The organism is Pseudanabaena sp. BC1403 (assembly GCF_002914585.1).
Classification (GTDB): domain Bacteria; phylum Cyanobacteriota; class Cyanobacteriia; order Pseudanabaenales; family Pseudanabaenaceae; genus Pseudanabaena.
In genome coordinates, this window is the sequence record NZ_PDDM01000015.1 from 123,406 (window position 1) to 145,172 (window position 21,767).

Consider the following 21,767-nt stretch of genomic DNA (forward strand, 5'->3'; position numbering starts at 1 on the left):
TCCTGCACTCTGGATCAAAAAGGAGGGGTAACGCAAAGCTTTACCCCTCCTTTTTGATTTTTGATTGACATTTGCTCTATAGCAAAAAAATATATAGCGAATGATTTCAGAAAAAAGAGGTGGCTTTGCGACCTCTTTTTTATTTAGAGATGAACAGCGATCGCAATCTCATTTCCTTGATAAAGCGCCAAATCAATAAACTGCCCTGTCACCACTTGACCGTTAACAATCATTTGTTTGGTATCACTATGATTAACTACAGTTAGCGAGAGAACCTTACCGCGAAACTTGCGCTGTGCCGTAAAGCCAGACCATTCAGCAGGAATTTTCGGATCGATAATCATGCCTGTGAAAGTGGGCTGGAATCCTAAAATATAATCAAGTCCAATACGTAACATCCACACCGCAGTACCAGTAAGCCATGAATGGCTTGCTTGCCCTTGAGTTTCGTGATCGGGGCTAGTTACATATTCAGGATAGACATAAGGCTCAGTTTCAAAGCGATCGCATTTTGCATCCGTTGCTTGTGAGGAATTAATCGGCATCATCCGACGATAGATTTCCCAACCAAATTCTGTGTCACCATTAAGCAGAGAAGCCAGCACAAACCAAGCCGAAGCATGGTTAAATACTGCACCATTCTCTTTCTTCCCTGGGACACAACGACTGATTAAACCAACCGTATCATCGATTTCTGTAAAAGATGGCGCAACAATCTGCATTCCAAAAGGTGTAGCCAGATGTTCTCGACTACTTGCCATCGCTTTATCTGCGCGATCCTTCGGCGCGAGTTCCGAAATCACAGCCCAAGATTGCGCGTTCAAAAAGATTTTGCCCTGTATTGCTGTCGATACACCAATCGGCTCGCCATTATCACGGAAAGCGCGAAGATACCAGTCTCCATCCCAACAGATGTCGTTAGTAACTTGGCGCAGATGCTCATAGAAGTTTTGAAATTTCTCTAAGGACTTGCGATCGCCTTGATGTTCACATACTGGCAGAGACTTATTCAACACATAGCCCAAGAAGAAAGCTCCCCAAGTAGTTTCGCCTTTACCCTGCGAGCCAACATGATCGAGCGTATCATTCCAATCGCCTGTAAAAATGCGGGGCATTCCCTTCTCGCCTGTATTTGCGATCGCAAAGTCTAGCGCTCTGACCAAATGTTCATAGACAGTACCTGAACTATCATCATGATAGGGAACAACTTCATCGAGAATCGAGAAATCTCCTGTTTCCTTGAGATATTCAACAATACCGAAGGGAATCCAAAGCGGCGTGTCGGAATGGTTAGTGCGTTCGCCAGTATTTGTGAGAACAAAGTAGTTGTGTAAAGTGGAACCATCCTGAAACTGGAAGTTGAGAGCCTTAATTAATCTTTCGCGCACTCTCTCAGGATCGACCATCACCACACCGAGAATATCTTGGAAGCGATCGCGCATTCCCGTCCCAAACAACAATCCCCCGTGATAGTAACCAGAATTTCTTGCCATATCAAAGGTGACAGCCGCCTGATACTGATTCCACACATTGAGCATCGCGTTAAATGCTGCATCGGGTGTTTGCACCTGCACACAGGATAAATGCTGATCCCATTTCTGTTTGAGTTGCAGGAATTTACTGTCAGAAACCTTCACAATCTCTCCCGCCTTAACAAGTGGGGTAGAGGGAATCTCTTTGGGCAAAATCTCCAAAACCACAGCAAAATCAACAGAACCATTTGCCGCCAACGCAATCTTCGACTGCAAAGCCACTACTGGATCGCCAGCGGTAATTTCGGTGTTTTGCATCACTCCTGTTTCTACTGCCACAGGATTTGATTCCGATCGCCATCTGCCAATGAAAGTGTCGAGGCTACTATCAAAACCAGCGATCGGCAAACTTTGTGAGAAATAAATTTGATACTTCCAATCAATATTTGGCTGCTTAACGGAAACGCCTTTATTCAAAACCCAATAGCGACGTGTGGCAACCAATGCTTGCAAGTCTTTGTCGAAATGAATATCCGTGAAATGTTTGTCATTAGGTTGATTGATCTGATCATTGAGAGCATTCCCCATCAACAATTCCAAAAAAGAATAAACTTCTAAATCTCGCACCTGTCCAGAAAGTTCCGTTAGCTTCACACGCCAAATTTCGGCATTGGTATCTGTCGGAACGAAGTAAGTGATTTCCCCACGAATTCCATTGATCTCAGTGGTGATTTTGGTGTATCCCTGACCATGACGACATTCATAGAAGTCATAGTTAAGATTGATTGTCGGTGACCAACTTAATGACCAATACTTCCCCGTTGCAGTATCTTTGACCATCACGTAACGTCCAGGACGATCCCAAGGGAGACAGTTATAGCGCATCCGACTGATGCGGTTATCGCGTGGCGATTCCAAAAAGCTGAAGCCTCCGCCTGTATGGGAAATCAGCCCTGCATATTGGCTATTCCACATATAGTTAAACCAAGGGCGCGGGGTGCGCGGATCTGTAATCACAAATTCCCGATTATCTTCGGTGTAATAGCCGTATTGGTTTGCGATCGCCACAGTTTAAAATATCCTTTCTTTGTATAATGATCGTATTTTGCTAGCACCAAAAAGCCGCTACAAAATACAACTAGATTGCGACATAGATTATCTCAATTTTTTATCTCAATTTTTAGAATAGCTTCAAATAAAAATATGACAAATGCAATGATTTCTAAGTTAGTAGTTGGGTTTGCGTCATTGGGGGCGATATTTGGCACTGTTTTCCTGAGTCCACAAGCAACCACACCTCAAACTCAGCATTCAGCGACTATCGTCCAAAACTACAGCTACACAACGATTGCTAAAGCTCCTGTTGCTAAAGCTCCTGTTGCTAAAGCGCTGACGATTAACAAAGCTCATATCTTTCAGGGAGAAATTAATCGCCGAGGTTTAGCAGTTGGTTATCACCATCGTCCGAATGGCAAAGATAGCAATAACGCCAGAATGGTCAAGCTTACAGGCTTGCCTAATAGACAAGGTGTTTATATTGGTCGCGTCGAAATCCGTAACCCCGCTAATGGTCAATGGGTTAGCAAGTTGTCCAGTTCTACTTTTTTCCCAGATCAGTGGTCTCAGGTTCAAGTCTTGTCAGAAATCCAAAGTGCTTTCGCCTCATCTAACAAATCTAAAGAACCTTGGCAAGGCACTTCCCCAAGTGGTTTAAAAATCGAAGGCTATTACAATCAAGTCACAAATACAATTACCACCGCCTATCCCATTTATCGTAGGTAAGTAGCTAGATTCTGTCCCGCCCGATGCGTTGACTGGTACGGAATCTAGTTTTAATAGTAGGGTGTGTTAGCGAAGCGTAACGCACCGTCAAAGCTAGAGAGTGCGTTACGCTATGGCTAACGCACCCTACAGTAAATCTTATTTGGCAGAAATCTGATTCTCCGACAGGCTGCTAGAAGTAATACAAAACAAGTTACTTTCTCATTCACAACATTTCCTCTAGAGCATAAAATGATCAATATCAAATTCTATCGAGATGCGAAAGGCTATTTTAAAGCTGATACGGAGTCTCAATATCAGCTACTCAGCCAATATTTTCAATCAGAAGTTCAAGGTGTTGCTGCTGTATGTGAAGATCTTTTAGTCACGATCGCAGAGATTGAAATAGGCGATCGCATTCAGTTAGAAGGAATTGGTAATGCTTACGGATTAAAACTTACAGCAGACCGAGCAATGCTCTGGAATGAGTTTAGCGAAGCCGAGTTAACTCTAGAACTTCCCTTAGCAGAATTCAAACAAGCTTTAGAGGATTGCTTGAAATTTTTACAATCTGCTTAGCCATAGCCCTGCACTCAAGTGCGGGCTAAAAGCTATAACCCGTTGAAACGGATTAAATTTCTTCAGTCGGTTTCAACCGACTTTAGCTTTCAGCCAAGAACTTGAGTTCTTGGTTTATGCTAGAAAGTCTGCCAATTGGATCATCTGCGTGCATGTATCTTAAATCTCTCCACATCAAGCAGTTTCGCAACTACATCGATCAAGAAGTTAACTTCACCGCTCCCAAGACGGTGATCGTGGGCAACAATGCTCAGGGTAAATCTAACTTGCTCGAAGCAGTTTTGCTATTGGCGACTTTGCGATCGCATCGTGTGAGTAAAGATCGCGACTTAGTGCGAAATGGTGAGGCGATCGGTGAAATTATCGCAACTTGTCAGCGATCGCGATCGCTTGAAAGCTATCCCATAGAATTATTGATGCGAATGCGGACTAGTGGCAAGCGGACTTTAAATGTAAATGGGGTGAATCAAGCAAGGCATTTGGACTTTTTGGGGAACCTGAATGCAGTCATGTTTTCGAGTTTAGATCTGGATTTGGTGCGGGGTAGTCCAGAGAGTCGGCGCAATTGGTTGGATACAGTATTAATTCAATTAGAGCCGATTTATATCAATCTTTTGCAACAATATAATCAAGTTTTGCGGCAGCGCAATGCTTTATTAAAGTCCATCAAACAAGGGCAAATCCAATATGAACCACAACAAATGTCGCTCTGGGATGCTCAACTAGTAACTGCGGGGACAAGATTAATCAGAAGGCGATCGCGTTTATTGGAAAGATTAACGCCGATCGCCCATACTTGGCATCAATCGATTAGCGGTGGCAGTGAACATTTAGAGATTACTTACGTTCCCAAATTTGCCTTCTCGCCGACGGATACAGTTGAACATATTCATCAAGCTTTTTTTGAGGCACTTTTGCAGAAAGCGATAGTTGAGCAACATCAAGGCACCAGCTTAGTTGGTCCCCATCGTGATGAGGTTTCGCTAACAATTAATGCTACGCCTGCGCGTGAATATGGCTCACAAGGGCAACAACGCACTTTAGTACTGGCGCTAAAACTTGCTGAGTTAGAATTGCTAGAATCAGTAGTTGGAGAACCACCATTATTACTGTTAGATGATGTACTAGCTGAGCTTGATCTGCAAAGACAAGATCATTTACTGAATGCGATCGGCGATCGCGTTCAGACAATAATTACTACTACTCATCTGGGCTCGTTTGATGCTCAATGGCTAAATTCTGCCCGAATATTTCAAGTAGAAAGTGGCAAAATTTTATTTTAAAACAGAAAAAACACAAGCTTGCTTTGCAAGCTTGTGTTTTTTTTGTTTTAAATATTATTCTTCGTCATCTGCACCAACTTGACGCAGATGAATATGTTTACGTCCAAGGCGAATTTCTAACTCGTCACCAGCTTGTAAACCCATCAATTGTGTGTATGCTGAGCCGATTAGTAGGTTACCATTTTTTTGTACACTAACGCGGTAACTAGCACTACGCCCACCTTTGCCACTACCTTTCGCTTCAAGCTCCACACCATCAGCTTCCATCAAGGCATTATAAAACTTCATCAAGTTAACGCGGGCTTGATTGTTCTTAGTAACGGTGGCATATCCACAAGCCTTAGCTTTTTCTTCTTTCGACAGATGTTCTAGTTCTTTGACTTTCTGTAACAATGCATCACCAGACAGTTGAACTGGTTGTTTAACTTTTGCCATTTGTTCTTAACAGTTTAAAATTTAATAACTGTACATTAGTATCTAAGATAATTGTACTAATAGTCAAACTTTTTTGTGAACATATACAACCTATTTATTTTTACTGATAACTATCATCTATATCTAATTAACTAACTTGACTAACAACAATTTGGTGAGGAGCTATTAAGGTAAAAGTAAAAAATTAATTTTGATAGTATAGAATTTTGAGGAAATCATGAAGGAAATTTATATCAATCTGAAACCTCAAAAAATACAAACCATGTTAAGCAGGAAAAATTCATTATTTCTCCTGAGTGGATATCTATCAATTACTCAATATAACAACCCTAAGTAATTTGAATAATAGTGCCCCAAATGCACAGTCTTACTCAAATCAAAAGCATCTACAAATGAATATACAAATGAATTAGGACAGCTAAATAAGAATCTTAATTTATTTATGAGAATAGATAGTTTGCTGGAGTTTCTCTTGAATTATCTAATTCCAGCAAACTTTTTTTGGGCTTTTACATAACTCCTCCATAAATCGCAAGTTGCTCGTTGCTAATCCATGCCCAAAGTTGATCTCCATAGGAAAAGTGCCACCATTCATTAGGATGTCGCTGGAAACCGCTATGGGTCATTACCTGATTTAACAATTCGCGATCGCGATTAAACCCCACCGCTTGAGCATTACGGAAACTGGCAAAATAATTGGGTACAGAGCGATCGCTAATCTCATCAATCGGTGAACCCATATTGATTTCTTGAATATTCCCCCCGCATTTGACGGGGGAAATATTCAAGGTTACGTCGATCGCAGCGCCTGTACTGTGAGGAGGGGGCATTTTCGGATCGTGGCTAGGAACTGCCCAAAATTTCATCACTTCCGCCATAAGTGAATTTTTTTGCTCCTCAGTAAGATCTTTTACTTCCAAATCCTTACTTTCGGCTAACTGCTCAAAACTGTAATCCACCATAAATTGCTGTACAGGAATTGGGCGATAGGCATCAAAGATTGCGATTTGATAATTGGGGTACATTGTTTGTAAATAGGCTTGAGATTTTTGTAATTTTTCTAAAATGCCTTGACGCACAAAAAAAGGAGAGCGATCGCCGTAGGGTGCGCCTAATGACATGTATGGATGAGGATTGATTTTAAAGATGTCATCTGGAATTGCCACCAGTGGCTCATTGCACTCAGCGATCGAAATTCTTTGATATGGCTTTGACATGATTTGCAGTAATTATTATTAAAAGAAAAAGTAAGGCTGTAGGGGCTTAGCATTTGCGCCACAATTCTTTAACGCATCACAGAAAAACCGATCTGCAAATGCTAAGCCCTTTGCGCTTTCGTAGACATATTGTCCCTGCGTTACAAGTTTTTGGGGAAAGCATTCCCAGATTAAAATAATCTAAAAAGCATAGATTTCTGTGGGAATGCTTTGCCCCTACATCAGGATCGGCTGGAGCGCGAATAAATGAAGACGCTAACCGCATTATTAGAATTACTGCATTACTTTTGACTAAATTGCCATATACGGCTCAATCATTAATAATGAGTAAATACACTTAGCGTACAAAAGTTAACAGTTTATCGGATATACTCCGCTAAACTTTTGGCTACGTTATTTTTGATGTGAGGAGGATAAGGCGATCGTTTACGCAAATAGTTCAACCAATACAACTACAACCAACAATTTACAGCCTATGCAATCGACGATGGATCTCGGTAATGCTTCACAACTTGCTTCACAAATCATTGAGCCTATCGACTTAACCACTCTCGAATCTTCTCAAATGGAACAAATCGAACTCAACGCCCCTGTCCTCCGCATCATTGGCAAATCGAAATTGTCTGGACATGTCCCCATTAGTGGTGCAAAAAATTCCATCCTTGCCCTCATGGCAGGTACACTTTTATCCTCAGAAGGATGCCGTATTCGGAATGTCCCCAACCTCGCTGATGTGCAGCGCATGAGCGACATTCTCGAAACCCTCGGTGTAAAAATTTCCCGTAATGGCGAAGTTCTCGATCTCGATACCAGCAACTTGACAACAAACTCTGCACCTTATGAATTAGTAAGTAAGATGAGAGCTAGTTTCTTTGCAGTCGGTTCACTATTAGCAAGACTCGGATCAGCAAAAATTCCTCTCCCAGGTGGCTGTGCGATCGGTGCGCGTCCTGTAGAACTGCATGTGCGTGGTTTGCAATCTCTAGGAGCATTTGTGCAGATCGATCATGGTATCGTTCACGCCCATGCAATGAGTCCCAATGGACGCTTGCAAGGCGCAAAGATTTATCTTGATTACCCAAGTGTCGGTGCAACTGAAACCTTGATGATGGCAGCGACCCTTGCTGAGGGACAAACCATTATTGAGAATGCAGCGCTGGAGCCTGAAGTAGTCGATCTAGCCGATCTTTGCATGGCGATGGGAGCAAAAATTAGAGGTGCAGGTACAAGTACGATCATCATTGATGGAGTCGAAAAGCTCCATTTTGCTGATTTCACAGCGATTCCCGATCGCGTTGAAGCGGCAACTTTCATGGTTGCTGCTGCGATTACGCGATCGACCTTATCGATGTCGCCTGTGATTCCTGCGCACCTTACTGCCGCGATTTCTAAACTGCAAGATATCGGTGTCACCGTGCGCCAAGATTCTGACAATATGATCACGGTTATTGGTGGCGACAACTATCGTGCTGTCGATATCGAAACCTTGCCTTATCCTGGGTTTCCTACCGATATGCAAGCGCAGTTTATGGCTTTACTGACCATCTGCGAAGGTAATGGCGTAGTCACCGAAACTGTATTTGAAAACCGCTTGCAACATGTTGCTGAGCTTAATCGTATGGGCGCAAATATTCGCCTTAAAAATAATGTGGCAGTAGTGACTGGCGTACCCCAATTGTCGGGCGCTCCCGTTATGGCAACCGATCTACGTGCATCGGCTGCACTGGTTATCGCAGGTCTAGCTGCCGATGGCGAAACCACTGTCATGGGCTTGCATCACCTCGATCGCGGTTACGATCGCATCGAAGAAAAGTTGCGCAATGTTGGCGCGAAGCTTTATCGCACAACTGAAGCGATTCCCGTATAATTCAATAAAGACGCTGCATAGCAGCGTCTTTATTATTTTTTGACATTAAATTGCATGACTGAGCTTTGCGCGATCGCCTTAGGTAGTAACTTGGGCAGTGAAATAGGTGACTCCGAAAAAATTGTCCGTTCAGCGATCGTACAACTTTCAAGTTTTTCCGAAATTGAGATAATTAGCGTTTCCCGCTGGTATCGCACTAAAGCGATCACTCTGCCAAACTCTGCCCCACAGCCTGACTATATAAATGGTTGTGCAATTTTAAAAACCAGTTTTCAGCCGCTTCAACTTTTACAAGCACTTTTCTATACTGAGCAAATGTTTGGTCGCGAACGCCGAGAACGTTGGGGGGCAAGAACTCTCGATTTAGATTTATTGCTTTATGGCGATCGCCAAATTGATACTCCTGAATTAGTAATACCGCATCCCCGAATGTGCGATCGCGCTTTTGTGTTACTACCTTTAGCGGAAATTGCTTCCGATTGGATTCATCCGATAGCGGGTGTGCCGATCAGTAAACTCGCTAAAAATCCCCTCGATCTTGATTTAAGTCATCCTATTGCTATTTCTAATTTGGCTACATTTAATCAGCTCCCGTTACGAGGCGCATGATATACCTGTCGCCAAAAAACCAAGAATTGATTGGCGGCGCGAAGCGCCACCAATCAATTCTTGGTTTTTATGTCCTAATACCAATTCACAAAAGTGTGACAACACTTCTGTGAATTAAAAACCTAACTCTGTAAGGGTTTTAAAAACACAAAATGGCTGTGCCACTTTGTGTTTTGGTATTAGAAACTAAACTGAGTGCGTAGATTACCTACAAATACAGTTGGGTTAGTTGAGAAACTATTGGGATTGAAAATGGCGTAGAACGCAGGAACGATCGCAATATTTTTACTGATTGGATAATAGTAAGAAAGTTCTAAATCGTATTGAGTAGCGCCATCACCACCACCAGAGAGCAAGAAATTGCGTCCACTGCTATAGCTATGGGGTACAACAAAAGAAAGCACAGCCAAAGCACTTTCCTTAAACAAATCGGGGAATGCTAAGCCAAATTGAAATGAATTAACATTAACGCTACCACCTTGAACAGCAGGATTGATCGGCGAAATATTGGTACTACCATATGAGTAGCGACCAAATACCCCAAATCCTTTGGTAACCAACCAATCAAAGTTCAAGATAATTGTATCAGCAGTAGCATTGTTAATTGCACCACCCACACCATCATCCGCGAACCCATAGGGCAAAGGTTCAGCCGTTGCACCACTGATGCGACCTCCATTAGCTTTAATATTGGAGCGGGTATACAAGAGACGAATGTTAGCATCACGACTTGGTGAATAGACTAACTCAGCACTGAGAGTATTGGTTCCACCAAATAGTCCTTGTTGAGGATCGCTGGATGTATTGTTGTTAGGAGCAGTAAGAAACTCTGTATTTTCTCCTAAATAGGCTGCTGTAAATCTGAACTGTGGATTGATCGTCCAAGTTACAACTGCACCCGAACCACGATCGACGGCATTTGATAGAGTACTTCCATTTGAGTTAAAGCTAGTCGCCCCTGTCAAGAAGTTAGTAAAACGGTTGCTATCAAAATAGCGATAGAAATTCAAACGAGGTCCGATCGCGACATTAACGTTACTAGAGACAGGGAAACTATAGAACAACTCACGGATATTGAATACGTTGGCAGTTGGTACACCTGTCTGATCAAGAAATGGAGTTCCCCAAGAGTTGGTATAGCCAGCAGATACAAAGTTATTAGCTGGGGAGTTGCCATTACCTGTTACCAGTTGGGTAACCAAGGCATCTTTACCTGTGAAAGATGTTGTCAGGTTTAAGAACAGGTAGTAACCAAATGTAATGTTAGGTCGTTGGGTTGTCACGCGCGAAGGAACTCCGCCAACACGAGTTGGAGGTGCAAAGGCTGAAGGCGTTAATGGATTGCGCTCAGCAATAACATCACCACCAGCAGTAGCACCAGTAAGATTAAAGAAGGCAAGTCCACTGAGCTTCGTCGTAGTTGAGAACTGTTGTGCTTCGAGCTTTGCAGTCTTCGCATCAAGCGCATCAACGCGACCACGAAGTGTAGCTAATTCGGCAGCAAATTCTTCTTGGAGCTTCTGCAAAGTCGCAAGATCTTCCTTGGAAACCTTGTCGGCTAATCCTGCGGAAATTATCTCATTGATTTTATCCAAACAAGCATTCAGCCCAGCCGCAAACTCATATCTTGCTAAAGACTTACTGCCGCGAAAAGTACTGTCGGGATATCCTGCAATACATCCATAGCGCTCTACCAAGGATTGGAGAGCTGTAAAAGCCCAATCAGTTGGTTTCACATCAGATAGCTGTGAAACTGATGTCACTGCTGCAACTTCAGTATTCTCAGGGAGCTTATCGACTGCAAAATTGCTAACTGGTGAAGCCGTGGACAGATTGGGCTGTAGATTAACAGCATTCTCTTGACGATCAATTAAATTACTAATCGATGAAGAAGTCTTTGGAGACAAATTGATTGATGAATTTGCCGTCGATAAATTTGCTGATGAATCTTTAGATAAATTATCTGAAACTTTTGGTACAGCCTTCGCGGGTGCGTCGTACAAATTAGAGAGCGCGACAAACATCGCTAGACATGAAAGCGAACTATTGAGAGCCTTAGACATAAATCCTCAAACCATTTACATGAGCGACAGACGGAAAATCGCAGTAATTTGGATACTGTATACAGTATCCAAATTACTGCGATTAAACTTTAGAGTTGCGATCGCTTTCTGTATTGCAGATTACAAAGCCCTATCGCGAGTTAAAACCCAAATCAAAGAAAGGCGGCGCTTCGCGCCGCCTTTCTTTGATTTGGGTTTTAACTGCCGCGATAGGTGCTGTAAGCCCAAGGTGATACTAGTAAAGGAACGTGGTAGCGATCGCTCTCATTAGCAATACCAAAGCGCACAGGAACAGTATTTAAAAAATTTGGTTGGGGTAAAGATGTTCCACAATTTGTAAAATAGTCATCGACATAAAAACAAATTTCGTAGATGCCTACTTTGATCTCTGTTTCATTCAGTAACAGATCATCTGTCCTACCATCTTGGTTTGTGTATAGGGTTTTGAGTAAGTTTTTTTGTCCATCATCTGCGATCGCCCATAGTTCAATTTGCATATTTCTAGCAGGGCATCCATGCACTGTATCAAGGACGTGAGTTGAGAGTTTCCCAGACATGATTTTTTTAGTAATATTTTAGTAGTAATCGCTTTGCAATGAATACTACAATATTGCACTTTGCTATTGCATACTGTATACACTAAACTAATATATTCAAGATTAATCCATAAATTCTAAGACCCTCTTTATGACAGTATCCAACGGGACAAGACGAGTATTTATTTGTGGTTCGGCTCTGCGCGGACAACCTGATCATGGAAATTTACAGGACGCAAAGTTTATCCGTCCTGCACAGACTCAGCCACGTTATCGACTCCATGCCGCAGGTGATGGTTGGCATCCTGCAATTTATGAAGTGGAGGAAGGTGGAGTTTCCATTCCTGGTGAAGTCTATGAGATGAAAGACGATGAATTTGAATATCTCGCCAGTAATGAACCTCCGCATATGTATCCTACGGATGTTTACTTAGAAGATGGAGAGGTTCTCACCGCTTTTTTCTATCCTCAGGAATTAATTGAAAAGTTCAACTGGATTGACATCTCTCACCTTGGTGGTTGGGCTGCCTACAAAGGTACATAGACCAATAAAGTGTTGTCACACTTCAAATAGAATCCAAAAGAAGAGTGGCGGAGCTTTGCTCCGCCACTCTTCTTTTGGATTCTATTGTTTTGTTTTAGCACTCACTCACGCAATTTGTCGCGAGCCTTCAACCCACTGTATATAAACCCAGAATTGGTGGGGTGGCTTTGCTGCCCCACCAATTCGCTCAAATCTGGAATGGTAATTTATTTATTTGCTTATCACTTATACTAATTTTAGGATGCTGCTTATCTGGGGGGATAATCTTTAGCTCTGATTAACTGTTTTTTGTATACATCATTTAAATTGGCATTACCGTCTAGATCCATGAATATTTCAGCCAAAATCCCCTCTCATTCATTCCCAATCATCCGTGGCTATGACATCTTTGAGCTACTGTATCTGGGTTCTCGCACGGCAGTGTATCGAGGGATATATACAGTAACTCAGCAGCCAGTAGTGATTAAGGTACTACGGAAAGAGTATCCAAGTTTTAGTGAATTGGTGCAGTTTCGCAATCAGTATGCGATCGCCCAAAAGCTCCCCATTAATGGTATTGTCAAACCCTTGCGCTTGGAGCCATTGGGATATGGCTACGCATTAATAATGGAGGACTTTGGTGGCGTTTCCCTTGCTACCTATGCACAGCAAACGACATTAGGACTGACGGAAATATTAGACATTGTCGTGCAAGTGGTGGAAATTCTCCACGGAATGTACCAACATCGTGTTATTCATAAAGATATCAAGCCGACCAATATTCTGATTCACCCAGAGAGTAAACAAGTAAAATTAATTGATTTTAGTATTGCTTCCCTATTGCCTAGAGAAATGCAGGAAATACAGAATCCCAATGTTTTGGAAGGAACATTAGCGTATATTTCTCCAGAGCAAACGGGTCGAATGAATCGGGGGATTGATTATCGGAGTGACTTTTATTCTTTGGGAGTGACTTTTTACGAACTATTGACTGGGCGCTTGCCTTTTGAGTCAGATGATCCAATGGAATTAGTGCATTGTCATCTTGCCAAACAACCAGTGCCAATACATCAATTGAATCCAGAAATACCCTTGGTTTTATCCCAAATTGCCGATAAACTGATGGCGAAAAATGCCGAGGATCGCTATCAGAGTGGATTAGGATTAAAGCACGATTTAGAAATCTGTCTAGGTAAATTACAAGAAACAGGGAATATTGAAATCTTTACTTTGGGCGCACGGGATATTAGCGATCACTTCTCCATCCCAGAGAAACTTTACGGTCGAGAAATAGAAGTTTCTACTTTGCTCAATGCTTTTGAAAGAGTGAGTATGGGCAACGCTGAATTAATGCTTGTAGCAGGCTTTTCAGGGATTGGCAAGACTTCTACGGTAAATGAAATACATAAGCCAATTGTGCGTCAACGTGGTTATTTTATTCAAGGCAAATACGACCAATTTCAGCGAAATATTCCTTTTAGTGCTTTTGTGCAAGCTTTTCGTGATTTGATGGGACAGATACTATCTGATCCTGATGGTCAGATGCAAACATGGAAAGCCAAGATTCTATCAGCAGTGGGTGATAATGGGCAAATTCTAATTGATGTAATTCCAGAATTGGAAAATATCATTGGCAAGCAGCCTATAGTAGCAGAATTATTAGGAAGCGCGGCTCAGAATCGCTTCAATCAGTTGTTTCAAAAGTTTGTGCAAATTTTTACTCGCAAAGAGCATCCCTTAGTAATATTTTTGGATGATTTGCAATGGGCGGATTTAGCATCCCTAAAATTGATGCAACTGTTGATGCAGGAGGCTAGACATTTGTTGTTGTTAGGTGCTTATCGGGATAATGAAGTATTTCCTACGCATCCGTTTGTATTGGCGGTCGAGTATCTGCAAAAGACCGAGTCAGTCGTAAATACAATAACGCTGCAAGCTTTAAGCAAAACTGATATGAATCAGTTAGTCGCCGATACATTGAATAGCGATCGCACTCATGCTCAACCTCTGTCAGATTTAGTGTATCAGAAGACACGAGGCAACCCCTTTTTTGCTTCACAGTTTCTGAAGGTGTTGTATGAAGAGCGGCAAATAATCTTTGATTGGGATGTTCAGCATTGGCATTATGATATTGCTCAAATCAGAGACTTAGCATTTACTGACGATGTAGTGGAGTTTATGGGGCTACAACTGGAAAGGTTGCCGATGGAAACTCAAGAGGCACTCAAGCTAGCTGCTTGTATTGGCGCACAATTTGATTTGCATACATTAGCGATCTTTAGTCAGAAGTCACCTGAAGATACAGCTGCTGCATTATGGGAGGCATTGCAAGAAGGTTTAATCATTCCAACGACAGAGGCGTATAAGTTCTTTACTCAATCCGCAAGTACTGATGCTAATAATACTAATACTGAAAGCTCAGTATCCTCACTCAACCCAGTTTATAAATTTCTGCACGATCGCGTGCAACAAGCTGCCTATTCCCTAATTCTAGAATCCCAGAGAAAGGTCACTCATCTCAAAATTGGACAATTACTGCTCCAAAATTCTTCGGAGAGTGATATAGAAGAAAAGCTATTTGATATTGTCGGACATTTGAATCTGGGCATTGAGTTAATAACTCAATCGAGTCAAAAGGAGACTTTAGCTCAACTTAACTTAAAGGCTGGTGAGAAAGCAAGAAATGCTACAGCCTATGTCGCAGCAAGGGATTATCTACAAACGGCGATTTCTCTATTAGAAAAAAACTGTTGGGAAAGCCAGTATGAGTTGACTTTAAATTGTCATGTTGATGCTGCTGAAGTAGCCTATTTAAATGCTGACTTTGATGCTATGGAACAGATGGCAACGCTTGTATTACAGAACGCTCAGACAGTTTTAGAGAAAATTAAAATTTACGAAATCCAAATCACGGCACTAACAGCCCAAAGTAATATGTTAGAGGCGATCGCAGTAGGAAGAAATGTATTAAGACAATTAGGGATTGAATTTCCCAATGAGCCCAACGATGCATTGATTAGCAAAACTCTACAACATCTCACTGAACAACTTCAAAACCGACAGATTGAAGAACTAATTGATTTATCAGTGATGACCGACCCCAAAACTCAGGCAACCATGAAGCTCTTAGTGATGCTATTCTCACCTATCTTTCAAGGGATGCCCGATTTGCTACCCATACTTAGCTCTACAATGGTAAGTTTATCACTTCGATTTGGGAATGCACCAGCATCATCAGTGGGGTATGTAATCCACGGGATGGTGTTATGTTCTTTTTGCGGAGAAGTCAAAGCTGGCTATAGCTTTGGGCGATTGGCATTGAACCTGCTTGAGAAATACAACTTGTCGAACTTCAAGTCGATCATTCCAACTATTTTTGGAAGTTTTATTCAGCATCAACAGGAATCCCTCTTAGCAACACTACCGACACTCAAAAAGGGCTATGAGATTGGAATGGAAATTGGGGATTTTCTTCATGCTGGCTACAGTGTCGTTGTTTATTTTTATACCATCTATTTTGGGGGCGTAGAATTAAGTAGTTGGGAAAATGAACTAGAAATTTACAGTGCTCTTATGGCACAATCAAAACAGCATTCTCCCCAGCTCTATTTAGATATGCATCGGGTGGTATTAAGGAACTTGAGAGAAGTCGTGAGTCAGCCAGATTGCTTGACGGGAGATATTTACGATGAACCAGTAATGATTCCCAAGCATTTTCAAGACAATGAACTCACTGCGATCGCTAATGCCTATATCTACAAGCTTCAGCTTGCCTATTTATTTGGAAATTATACCAATGCCTTAGCCTATCTAAACCAAGCACAACCATATTTAATGGCAGTGTCAGGAACAGTTCATATTCCTACTTTTCATTTTTACGCATCCCTAACATACTTAGCACTATTCCATATAGAGGCTGAAACTAGGAGAACAGAAATTCTGGAACAGGTAGAAATTCATCAAAATGTCCTGCACCAGTGGGCTCAAAATACTCCCATGAATCATCTGCACAAATGGTATTTAGTTGAAGCAGAACGACAAAGAGCATTAGGAAATAAAGCTGAAGCAATTGAATTTTATGACAAAACAATTTTTCTTTCCAAAGCGAATAAATTTCTTGGCGAAGAAGCCTTAGCCAATGAACTTACTAGCAAATTCTACCTAACATGGAATAAAGCTAAAGTTGCGGCAGTTTATATGCAAGACGCATATTACTGCTTTGCCCGTTGGGGCGCAAAAGCTAAAGTTAAGGATTTAGAAAAACGCCATCCTCAATTACTTGCTCCTATCTTAGAGCAGACCATTAACTCTCTTAAGATTAATGAAACCTTTGCCTTAACTTCTAACCATTCGAGTCAATCAACCAGCAAGTCAACTTCATCAGTTCTCGACATGGCTGGAATTATCAAAGCATCTCAAGCTATATCAAGTGAAATTGAACTTGACAAATTACTGAATCAGATTATGCAGGTGTTGCTGGAAAGTGCTGGAGCCATAAAATCAGTGCTGATGTTATTTCGGAACGAGCATTTAGTAATTGAAGCCACTGCAAATCTTGACCAAATCCAATTAATTCCGCAAACATCTGGTTTCCAGTCTGTTCCTATTACAGCTAGCAATGATATACCGCAAAGCATCATCAGCTACGTCAAAAATACTTTGGAAACATTAGTAATTAACGATGCTAGCACTCAAAGTGCTTGGGCAAATGATCTCTATATTCGACAAGAAAAGCCTAAGAGCATCTTATGCCTGCCTATCCTTAAACAAGGACAACTAATCGGTATCCTCTATTTAGAAAATCGCTTAACTATTGGTGCATTTACAAGCAATCGCTTAGAAATTTTGAATCTATTGGTTTCCCAAGCAGCAATATCTTTAGAGAATGCCCGTTTATATGCAGAACAGGAACATAGAGTGAGCGAACGGACTCAAGCATTAAGTCAGAAAAATGACCAACTTGAAAACACTCTGAAAGAATTACGTCGCACCCAGACTCAAATGCTCCAAAGTGAAAAGATGTCCGCTTTGGGGCAAATGGTAGCAGGGATAGCTCATGAGATCAACAATCCAGTTAACTTTATCCACGGCAACCTAACATACGTCAATCAATATATCCAAGACCTTATGCGATTATTGAATGCCTATCAAACTCAATATCCTCATCCTTCTCAATCAATTCAAGACGATCTAGAAGAAGTGGATTTAGACTTTCTCACTGAAGATCTGACAAAGATTCTGCAATCTATGAAGGTCGGGTCTGATCGCATTCGAGATATAGTGCTTTCGTTGCGTAATTTTTCACGATTAGATGAATCAGAATTTAAACCAATTGATCTCCATCAAGGTATTGATAACACCTTAATGATTTTGCAACATCGTCTCAAAGGTACGGCAAAACGACCAGAAATTGAAGTTGTCAAGCAATATGGCAATCTACCCTTAGTTGAATGTTGTGCAGGACAGCTTAATCAAGTGTTTATGAATCTGCTAGCAAATGCGATCGATGCTTTGGAAGAGGGAAATCAAGGACGAAGTTTACAGGATCTTAAGAACAATCCGAATAGGATCTTGATCATCACAGCTAAAGCTAAATCAGGTTTTGTAAGGATTACGATTGCAGATAATGGTGTAGGTATCCCAGAGGAAGTGCGATCGCGATTGTTCGATCCATTCTTTACTACTAAGCCTGTGGGTAAGGGAACAGGACTAGGTTTATCAATCAGCTATCAGGTCGTGACCGAAAAGCATGGGGGCAAACTATGGTGTGATTCTGTTCTAGGCAAAGGAACTAGTTTTATGATCGAGCTACCTGTATCTTTATTCCAGAATTAGTAAAATGTGATGACTTTTGGATGAAGATTTGCTGTTCTATTCGCAATTTTTGCTTCTATGTATGGTTTTAGAGGGTCGAGAAATGGCTATGACATAAGCTTTGAGATAACGAGCATTTTCTAATACCAAAACACAAAGTTGTACAGCCATTTTGTGTTTTTAAAACCCTTACAGGGTTTGTTTTTTAATTCACAGAATTGTTGTCACACTTTTGTGAATTGGTATACAATCTAATATTGCAAATTATAAAGATGTTATTGCATAAGATAAATGTGGGTATAGTATTTTTAAGTGAATTCGTTGATGTTACGTAGAAGAGATACAAAGGTTTAGCTACGGGGAGACAACCCTGCGCAGTCCAAGATACAGAAGTCTATGTAGAAACTTTTTATATAGAATTCAGTGAATTTAGATTTACTAAAAAAACAAAACATTAATTTCATTATAGTTTTGAAATTTTAAATTTGTATACAGCAATTTTAAAACTGCCTTATATATTTCTTCACCTTGTTAGTTATTCTTGAGCAAAAAACATAAAAAATGAAAATTAAAGAAAAGATCATTTGCGGCTATGCACTTGCGATCGGCATAGCCGTAATAGGATCGTCAATAGGAATAGCAGTAGGTAATTACTATCAACAAAAAGCGCTTCAGTCTCAACAAAATGCATCTCGTCAAAGGAAATTAATCAGTAATCTACAAATTGATATCTCATACAATCGTCCAGCAAAACAGCTCAATCCTTTTGTCTCAAACCCCTCAGCCTTTCGACAGGAAGGTCGAAAACTTATTGAGCGCTTAGACAAAATACAGACTTTCTTAAACAATCACAATCAGTCCAATCAACCTTCTAGTCTTGAAGGTTTAGATCCTCTACTACAAAAATATGAAGGAACTGTAAGTGTCTTTACTAAATATTCTAGAAAAATTTTGGACGAGGCTGATGTCCTACTGAGTAATGATCCTATAGAAGTTCAGAAAGTAGAATCCTTGGTAGCAACACTGGTTAAAAGCAAAGAGTTTGCCAAATTTATTGAGTTTCCAGATCAGTTAAGGAAATTTCATGAGCAAGCGGAAGTGCTTGAAAATATGGCTGAAGTAAGCTTAATCAATACTGAAAACATTCGCTCTCAAATAGTCTTTTCTGGCTTAGGCATCTCGGTTGTGATTGCTATTCTTCTGGCTATATACATAAGCCAAACGATCGCTAGTCCGATCCAGACTCTAAATAGAATTGCAATGCAAGTTACTAGAGAATCAAACTTCGATCTACAAGCCCCCATAGAAACTAAGGATGAAGTTGGGGTATTAGCCGATTCCATCAATCAAATGATTCGTTATGTGCAGGAACTCCTGCAAGAACAGCAAAATTATACAAGTGCTATTCAAGAGGCAAAAGAACTTGCCGATAATGCAAACCAAGCCAAGAGCGATTTTTTGGCAAACATGAGTCACGAACTCCGTACTCCACTCAATGGCATTCTCGGCTATGCGCAAATCCTGAATCGTTCTAAAGCATTACCAGAAAAAGAACGACATGGAGTCAATGTCATCTATCAGTGTGGCTCCCATCTACTGACCTTGATTAACGACGTGTTAGACCTCGCCAAAATCGAAGCTCGCAAACTAGAACTCACAGCAAAATCTGTCTACTTATCCTCATTTCTCGAAGGCGTGGTTGAAATCTGTCGAGTACGTGCTGACCAAAAAGGTATCAGTTTCATTTATCAACCTAGCATTAACTTACCTGAAGGTATTGTGGTAGATGAAAAACAACTTCGACAAGTACTGATTAATCTTCTTGGTAATGCAATTAAGTTCACTGACAAAGGTTGTGTTACGCTCAAAGTCGATGTGCTAGAGGCAGAAACAGATGTTTATATTCCCCGCCTTAAATTTCAAGTTATAGATACTGGAGTGGGCATTGCACCTGAAGAAGTAAACCAAGTCTTTATGGCTTTTGAGCAGGTAGGAGAACAGGAACGACAGGCTGAAGGTACGGGTTTAGGACTAACCATTAGCCAAAAGATTGTGCAGTTGATGGGAGGGGAAATTCAAGTCAAGAGTGAGATGGGAATTGGCAGCACTTTCTTCTTTGAATTGGCACTACCGATCGCAACTGATTTGAGACAACAAAATTCAGTTAGTCAAGGACGCACAATAGTTGGCTATGATGGTGCTAAGCGACATATTCTGATTGTGGATGACCGATGGGAAAATCGCTCAGTTTTGGTAAACCTTCTTGAACCAATAGGGTTTAGATTTACTGAAGCAGAAAATGGGCAAATTGGTTTAGAGAAAGCTAGACAGCAATTGCCCGATCTGATTATCACCGACTTAGAAATGCCTGTAATGAATGGCTTTGAGATGTTAAAGCAATTGCGAAACTCTGACGAGTTGAAGCATTTACGGGTAATAGTTTCTTCAGCATCTGTAGCAGAGGTAGATCAACAGATGAGTTTAGATGCTGGTGGAGATGATTTTCTGACAAAGCCAGTACAAGCGGAAGATCTGTTTACATTGATTGCTAAGCATTTACAACTGACATGGAAGTATGACGAAACTGGAACAATCCCAACTAGTGACATAGTATCAGACTTAGCAGAGTTGATTCCTCCTCCTTCAGAGGACTTACATTTTTTACTAGAACTAGCAAAAAATGGAATGTTGAAAAAATTAGCAGTTGAAGCTGAACAAATTGGTCAAAAAAGCGATCTCTATCGACCCTTTACTCAGCAAATTCTTCTGTTGGCAAAGAAGTTTCAGACTGAACAGATCAAGGCATTGATTCAAAAACATCTTAACTAATGTTTGAGCTTAAAGACTGAGATTACTGCGGGTTTTTATTTTGCCTTGGGCAAAATAAAAACCACGAATCTATGCCTCACATTCCGCTCTTAACCCAAAATCGCGATCGCCATTTCAAAAAAATCAAACAGCGATCGCACTTAAAGCTCTTACTTTGGCGATCGCCTTATTTTCATCTGGAAGTTTTTGACCATGCTTTTGGGCTGTCTCTAGCCACAAAGTTCTTACTGTAATTAACTCTTGTAAGGTTTCTTCTAGGGTTTCACCTTGAGCTAGGCATCCTTTTAAGGCAGGGATTTCAGCAACAAAACCACCTTCTTCACATGGATAAATTACTATTGGATATTTCATGATTATTCTCCCTCTATGAGTTCTACGACTCTTTTAACATATATAGCTTTGACTCGGTTGTTATGAACTGGGATGACTAAAACTATTTCATCTCTTTTGAAAATATGGTGACTGCCTGTAATTCTATCCAAATCAAAACTTTCTAGCTCTAAAAGTTTACGAATGTCTCCAAACGTCACATTGTTGGGGCTGTTTTTTAGGAGTTCAAGTAGTTTATCTTTCTTACTCATAACTTGATTTTACAACATCTAAACAGCGATCGCACCTCAATACCTAAAACCACGATCGCTACTTCAAAAAAATCAAACAGCGAGCAATTTACTGTGTCCAATCTTCTATTTGTAAGGAATGAAAAATAAATAACTTGTGCAAATTAGGATAAGCTCAGACAAAGAGAAAAAAGGAATAATTTTGGGTTATTACAGCGA

Annotated in this window: 15 protein-coding genes; 8 read left to right on the plus strand and 7 right to left on the minus strand. The window is 40.9% G+C overall.

Going from position 1 to position 21,767, the window contains the following annotated elements; genetic code table 11:
• Positions 1 to 143 precede the first annotated feature (143 nt).
• Positions 144 to 2,540 (minus strand): GH36-type glycosyl hydrolase domain-containing protein, encoded by a 2,397-nt coding sequence (locus CQ839_RS14845; protein ID WP_103669064.1) that lies wholly within the window; start codon positions 2,538 to 2,540, stop codon positions 144 to 146.
• A gap of 135 nt (positions 2,541 to 2,675) precedes the next feature.
• Between CQ839_RS14845 and CQ839_RS14850 the strand changes: the two genes are divergently transcribed.
• The 3 genes from CQ839_RS14850 to recF all read left to right on the plus strand — a co-directional run bounded on the left by CQ839_RS14850 (position 2,676) and on the right by recF (position 5,095).
• Complete coding sequence (locus CQ839_RS14850) at positions 2,676 to 3,254, plus strand: EndoU domain-containing protein (RefSeq protein WP_103669065.1); 579 nt, start codon at positions 2,676 to 2,678, stop codon at positions 3,252 to 3,254.
• A 231-nt stretch (positions 3,255 to 3,485) separates the two neighbouring features.
• Entirely contained in the window at positions 3,486 to 3,812 is a 327-nt protein-coding gene (locus tag CQ839_RS14855; protein WP_103669066.1) for a YacL family protein, read from the plus strand.
• 152 nt (positions 3,813 to 3,964) lie between these two features.
• The gene (gene recF, locus CQ839_RS14860) at positions 3,965 to 5,095 is read left to right on the plus strand and encodes a DNA replication/repair protein RecF (protein ID WP_103669067.1); all 1,131 of its coding nucleotides are present in this window, start codon (positions 3,965 to 3,967) and stop codon (positions 5,093 to 5,095) included.
• A gap of 54 nt (positions 5,096 to 5,149) precedes the next feature.
• On the opposite strand, the gene CQ839_RS14865 is transcribed toward recF, so the two are convergent.
• Both CQ839_RS14865 and CQ839_RS14870 read right to left on the minus strand, forming a co-directional pair.
• Entirely contained in the window at positions 5,150 to 5,530 is a 381-nt protein-coding gene (locus tag CQ839_RS14865; protein WP_103669068.1) for an AbrB family transcriptional regulator, read from the minus strand.
• Positions 5,531 to 6,039: 509 nt separating this feature from the next.
• Complete coding sequence (locus tag CQ839_RS14870; protein ID WP_103669069.1) at positions 6,040 to 6,747, minus strand: M15 family metallopeptidase; 708 nt, start codon at positions 6,745 to 6,747, stop codon at positions 6,040 to 6,042.
• 475 nt (positions 6,748 to 7,222) lie between these two features.
• Between CQ839_RS14870 and murA the strand changes: the two genes are divergently transcribed.
• Both murA and folK read left to right on the plus strand, forming a co-directional pair.
• On the plus strand, positions 7,223 to 8,614 hold the full coding sequence (murA, locus tag CQ839_RS14875; RefSeq protein WP_103669070.1) for a UDP-N-acetylglucosamine 1-carboxyvinyltransferase: 1,392 nt from the start codon (positions 7,223 to 7,225) through the stop codon (positions 8,612 to 8,614).
• Between the two features lie 54 nt (positions 8,615 to 8,668).
• A complete protein-coding gene (gene folK / locus CQ839_RS14880; RefSeq protein WP_103669071.1) occupies positions 8,669 to 9,223 on the plus strand; it encodes a 2-amino-4-hydroxy-6-hydroxymethyldihydropteridine diphosphokinase in 555 nt (184 codons plus the stop codon).
• Between the two features lie 179 nt (positions 9,224 to 9,402).
• On the opposite strand, the gene CQ839_RS14885 is transcribed toward folK, so the two are convergent.
• Together CQ839_RS14885 and uraH are read right to left on the minus strand one after the other, a co-directional pair.
• Positions 9,403 to 11,286 carry an iron uptake porin gene (locus CQ839_RS14885; protein WP_258040746.1) on the minus strand — a complete coding sequence of 628 codons (1,884 nt, stop codon included), beginning with the start codon at positions 11,284 to 11,286 and terminating at the stop codon, positions 9,403 to 9,405.
• Between the two features lie 197 nt (positions 11,287 to 11,483).
• Positions 11,484 to 11,843, minus strand: coding sequence for a hydroxyisourate hydrolase (gene uraH / locus CQ839_RS14890; protein ID WP_103669072.1), 360 nt, complete (start codon positions 11,841 to 11,843; stop codon positions 11,484 to 11,486).
• A gap of 130 nt (positions 11,844 to 11,973) precedes the next feature.
• Between uraH and CQ839_RS14895 the strand changes: the two genes are divergently transcribed.
• From CQ839_RS14895 to CQ839_RS14905, 3 genes are all read left to right on the plus strand, one after another.
• A complete protein-coding gene (locus CQ839_RS14895; RefSeq protein ID WP_103669073.1) occupies positions 11,974 to 12,366 on the plus strand; it encodes a gamma-glutamylcyclotransferase in 393 nt (130 codons plus the stop codon).
• 327 nt (positions 12,367 to 12,693) lie between these two features.
• Positions 12,694 to 18,180: an ATP-binding sensor histidine kinase gene (locus CQ839_RS14900; protein ID WP_103669074.1), complete on the plus strand. Its 5,487-nt coding sequence runs from the start codon at positions 12,694 to 12,696 to the stop codon at positions 18,178 to 18,180.
• 540 nt (positions 18,181 to 18,720) lie between these two features.
• Positions 18,721 to 20,988 (plus strand): ATP-binding protein, encoded by a 2,268-nt coding sequence (locus CQ839_RS14905; protein WP_103669075.1) that lies wholly within the window; start codon positions 18,721 to 18,723, stop codon positions 20,986 to 20,988.
• Positions 20,989 to 21,111: 123 nt separating this feature from the next.
• On the opposite strand, the gene CQ839_RS14910 is transcribed toward CQ839_RS14905, so the two are convergent.
• Together CQ839_RS14910 and CQ839_RS14915 are read right to left on the minus strand one after the other, a co-directional pair.
• The gene (locus CQ839_RS14910; protein ID WP_103669076.1) at positions 21,112 to 21,339 is read right to left on the minus strand and encodes a type II toxin-antitoxin system HicB family antitoxin; all 228 of its coding nucleotides are present in this window, start codon (positions 21,337 to 21,339) and stop codon (positions 21,112 to 21,114) included.
• A gap of 2 nt (positions 21,340 to 21,341) precedes the next feature.
• On the minus strand, positions 21,342 to 21,569 hold the full coding sequence (locus tag CQ839_RS14915) for a type II toxin-antitoxin system HicA family toxin (RefSeq protein ID WP_103669077.1): 228 nt from the start codon (positions 21,567 to 21,569) through the stop codon (positions 21,342 to 21,344).
• Between the last annotated feature and the right edge of the window lie 198 nt (positions 21,570 to 21,767).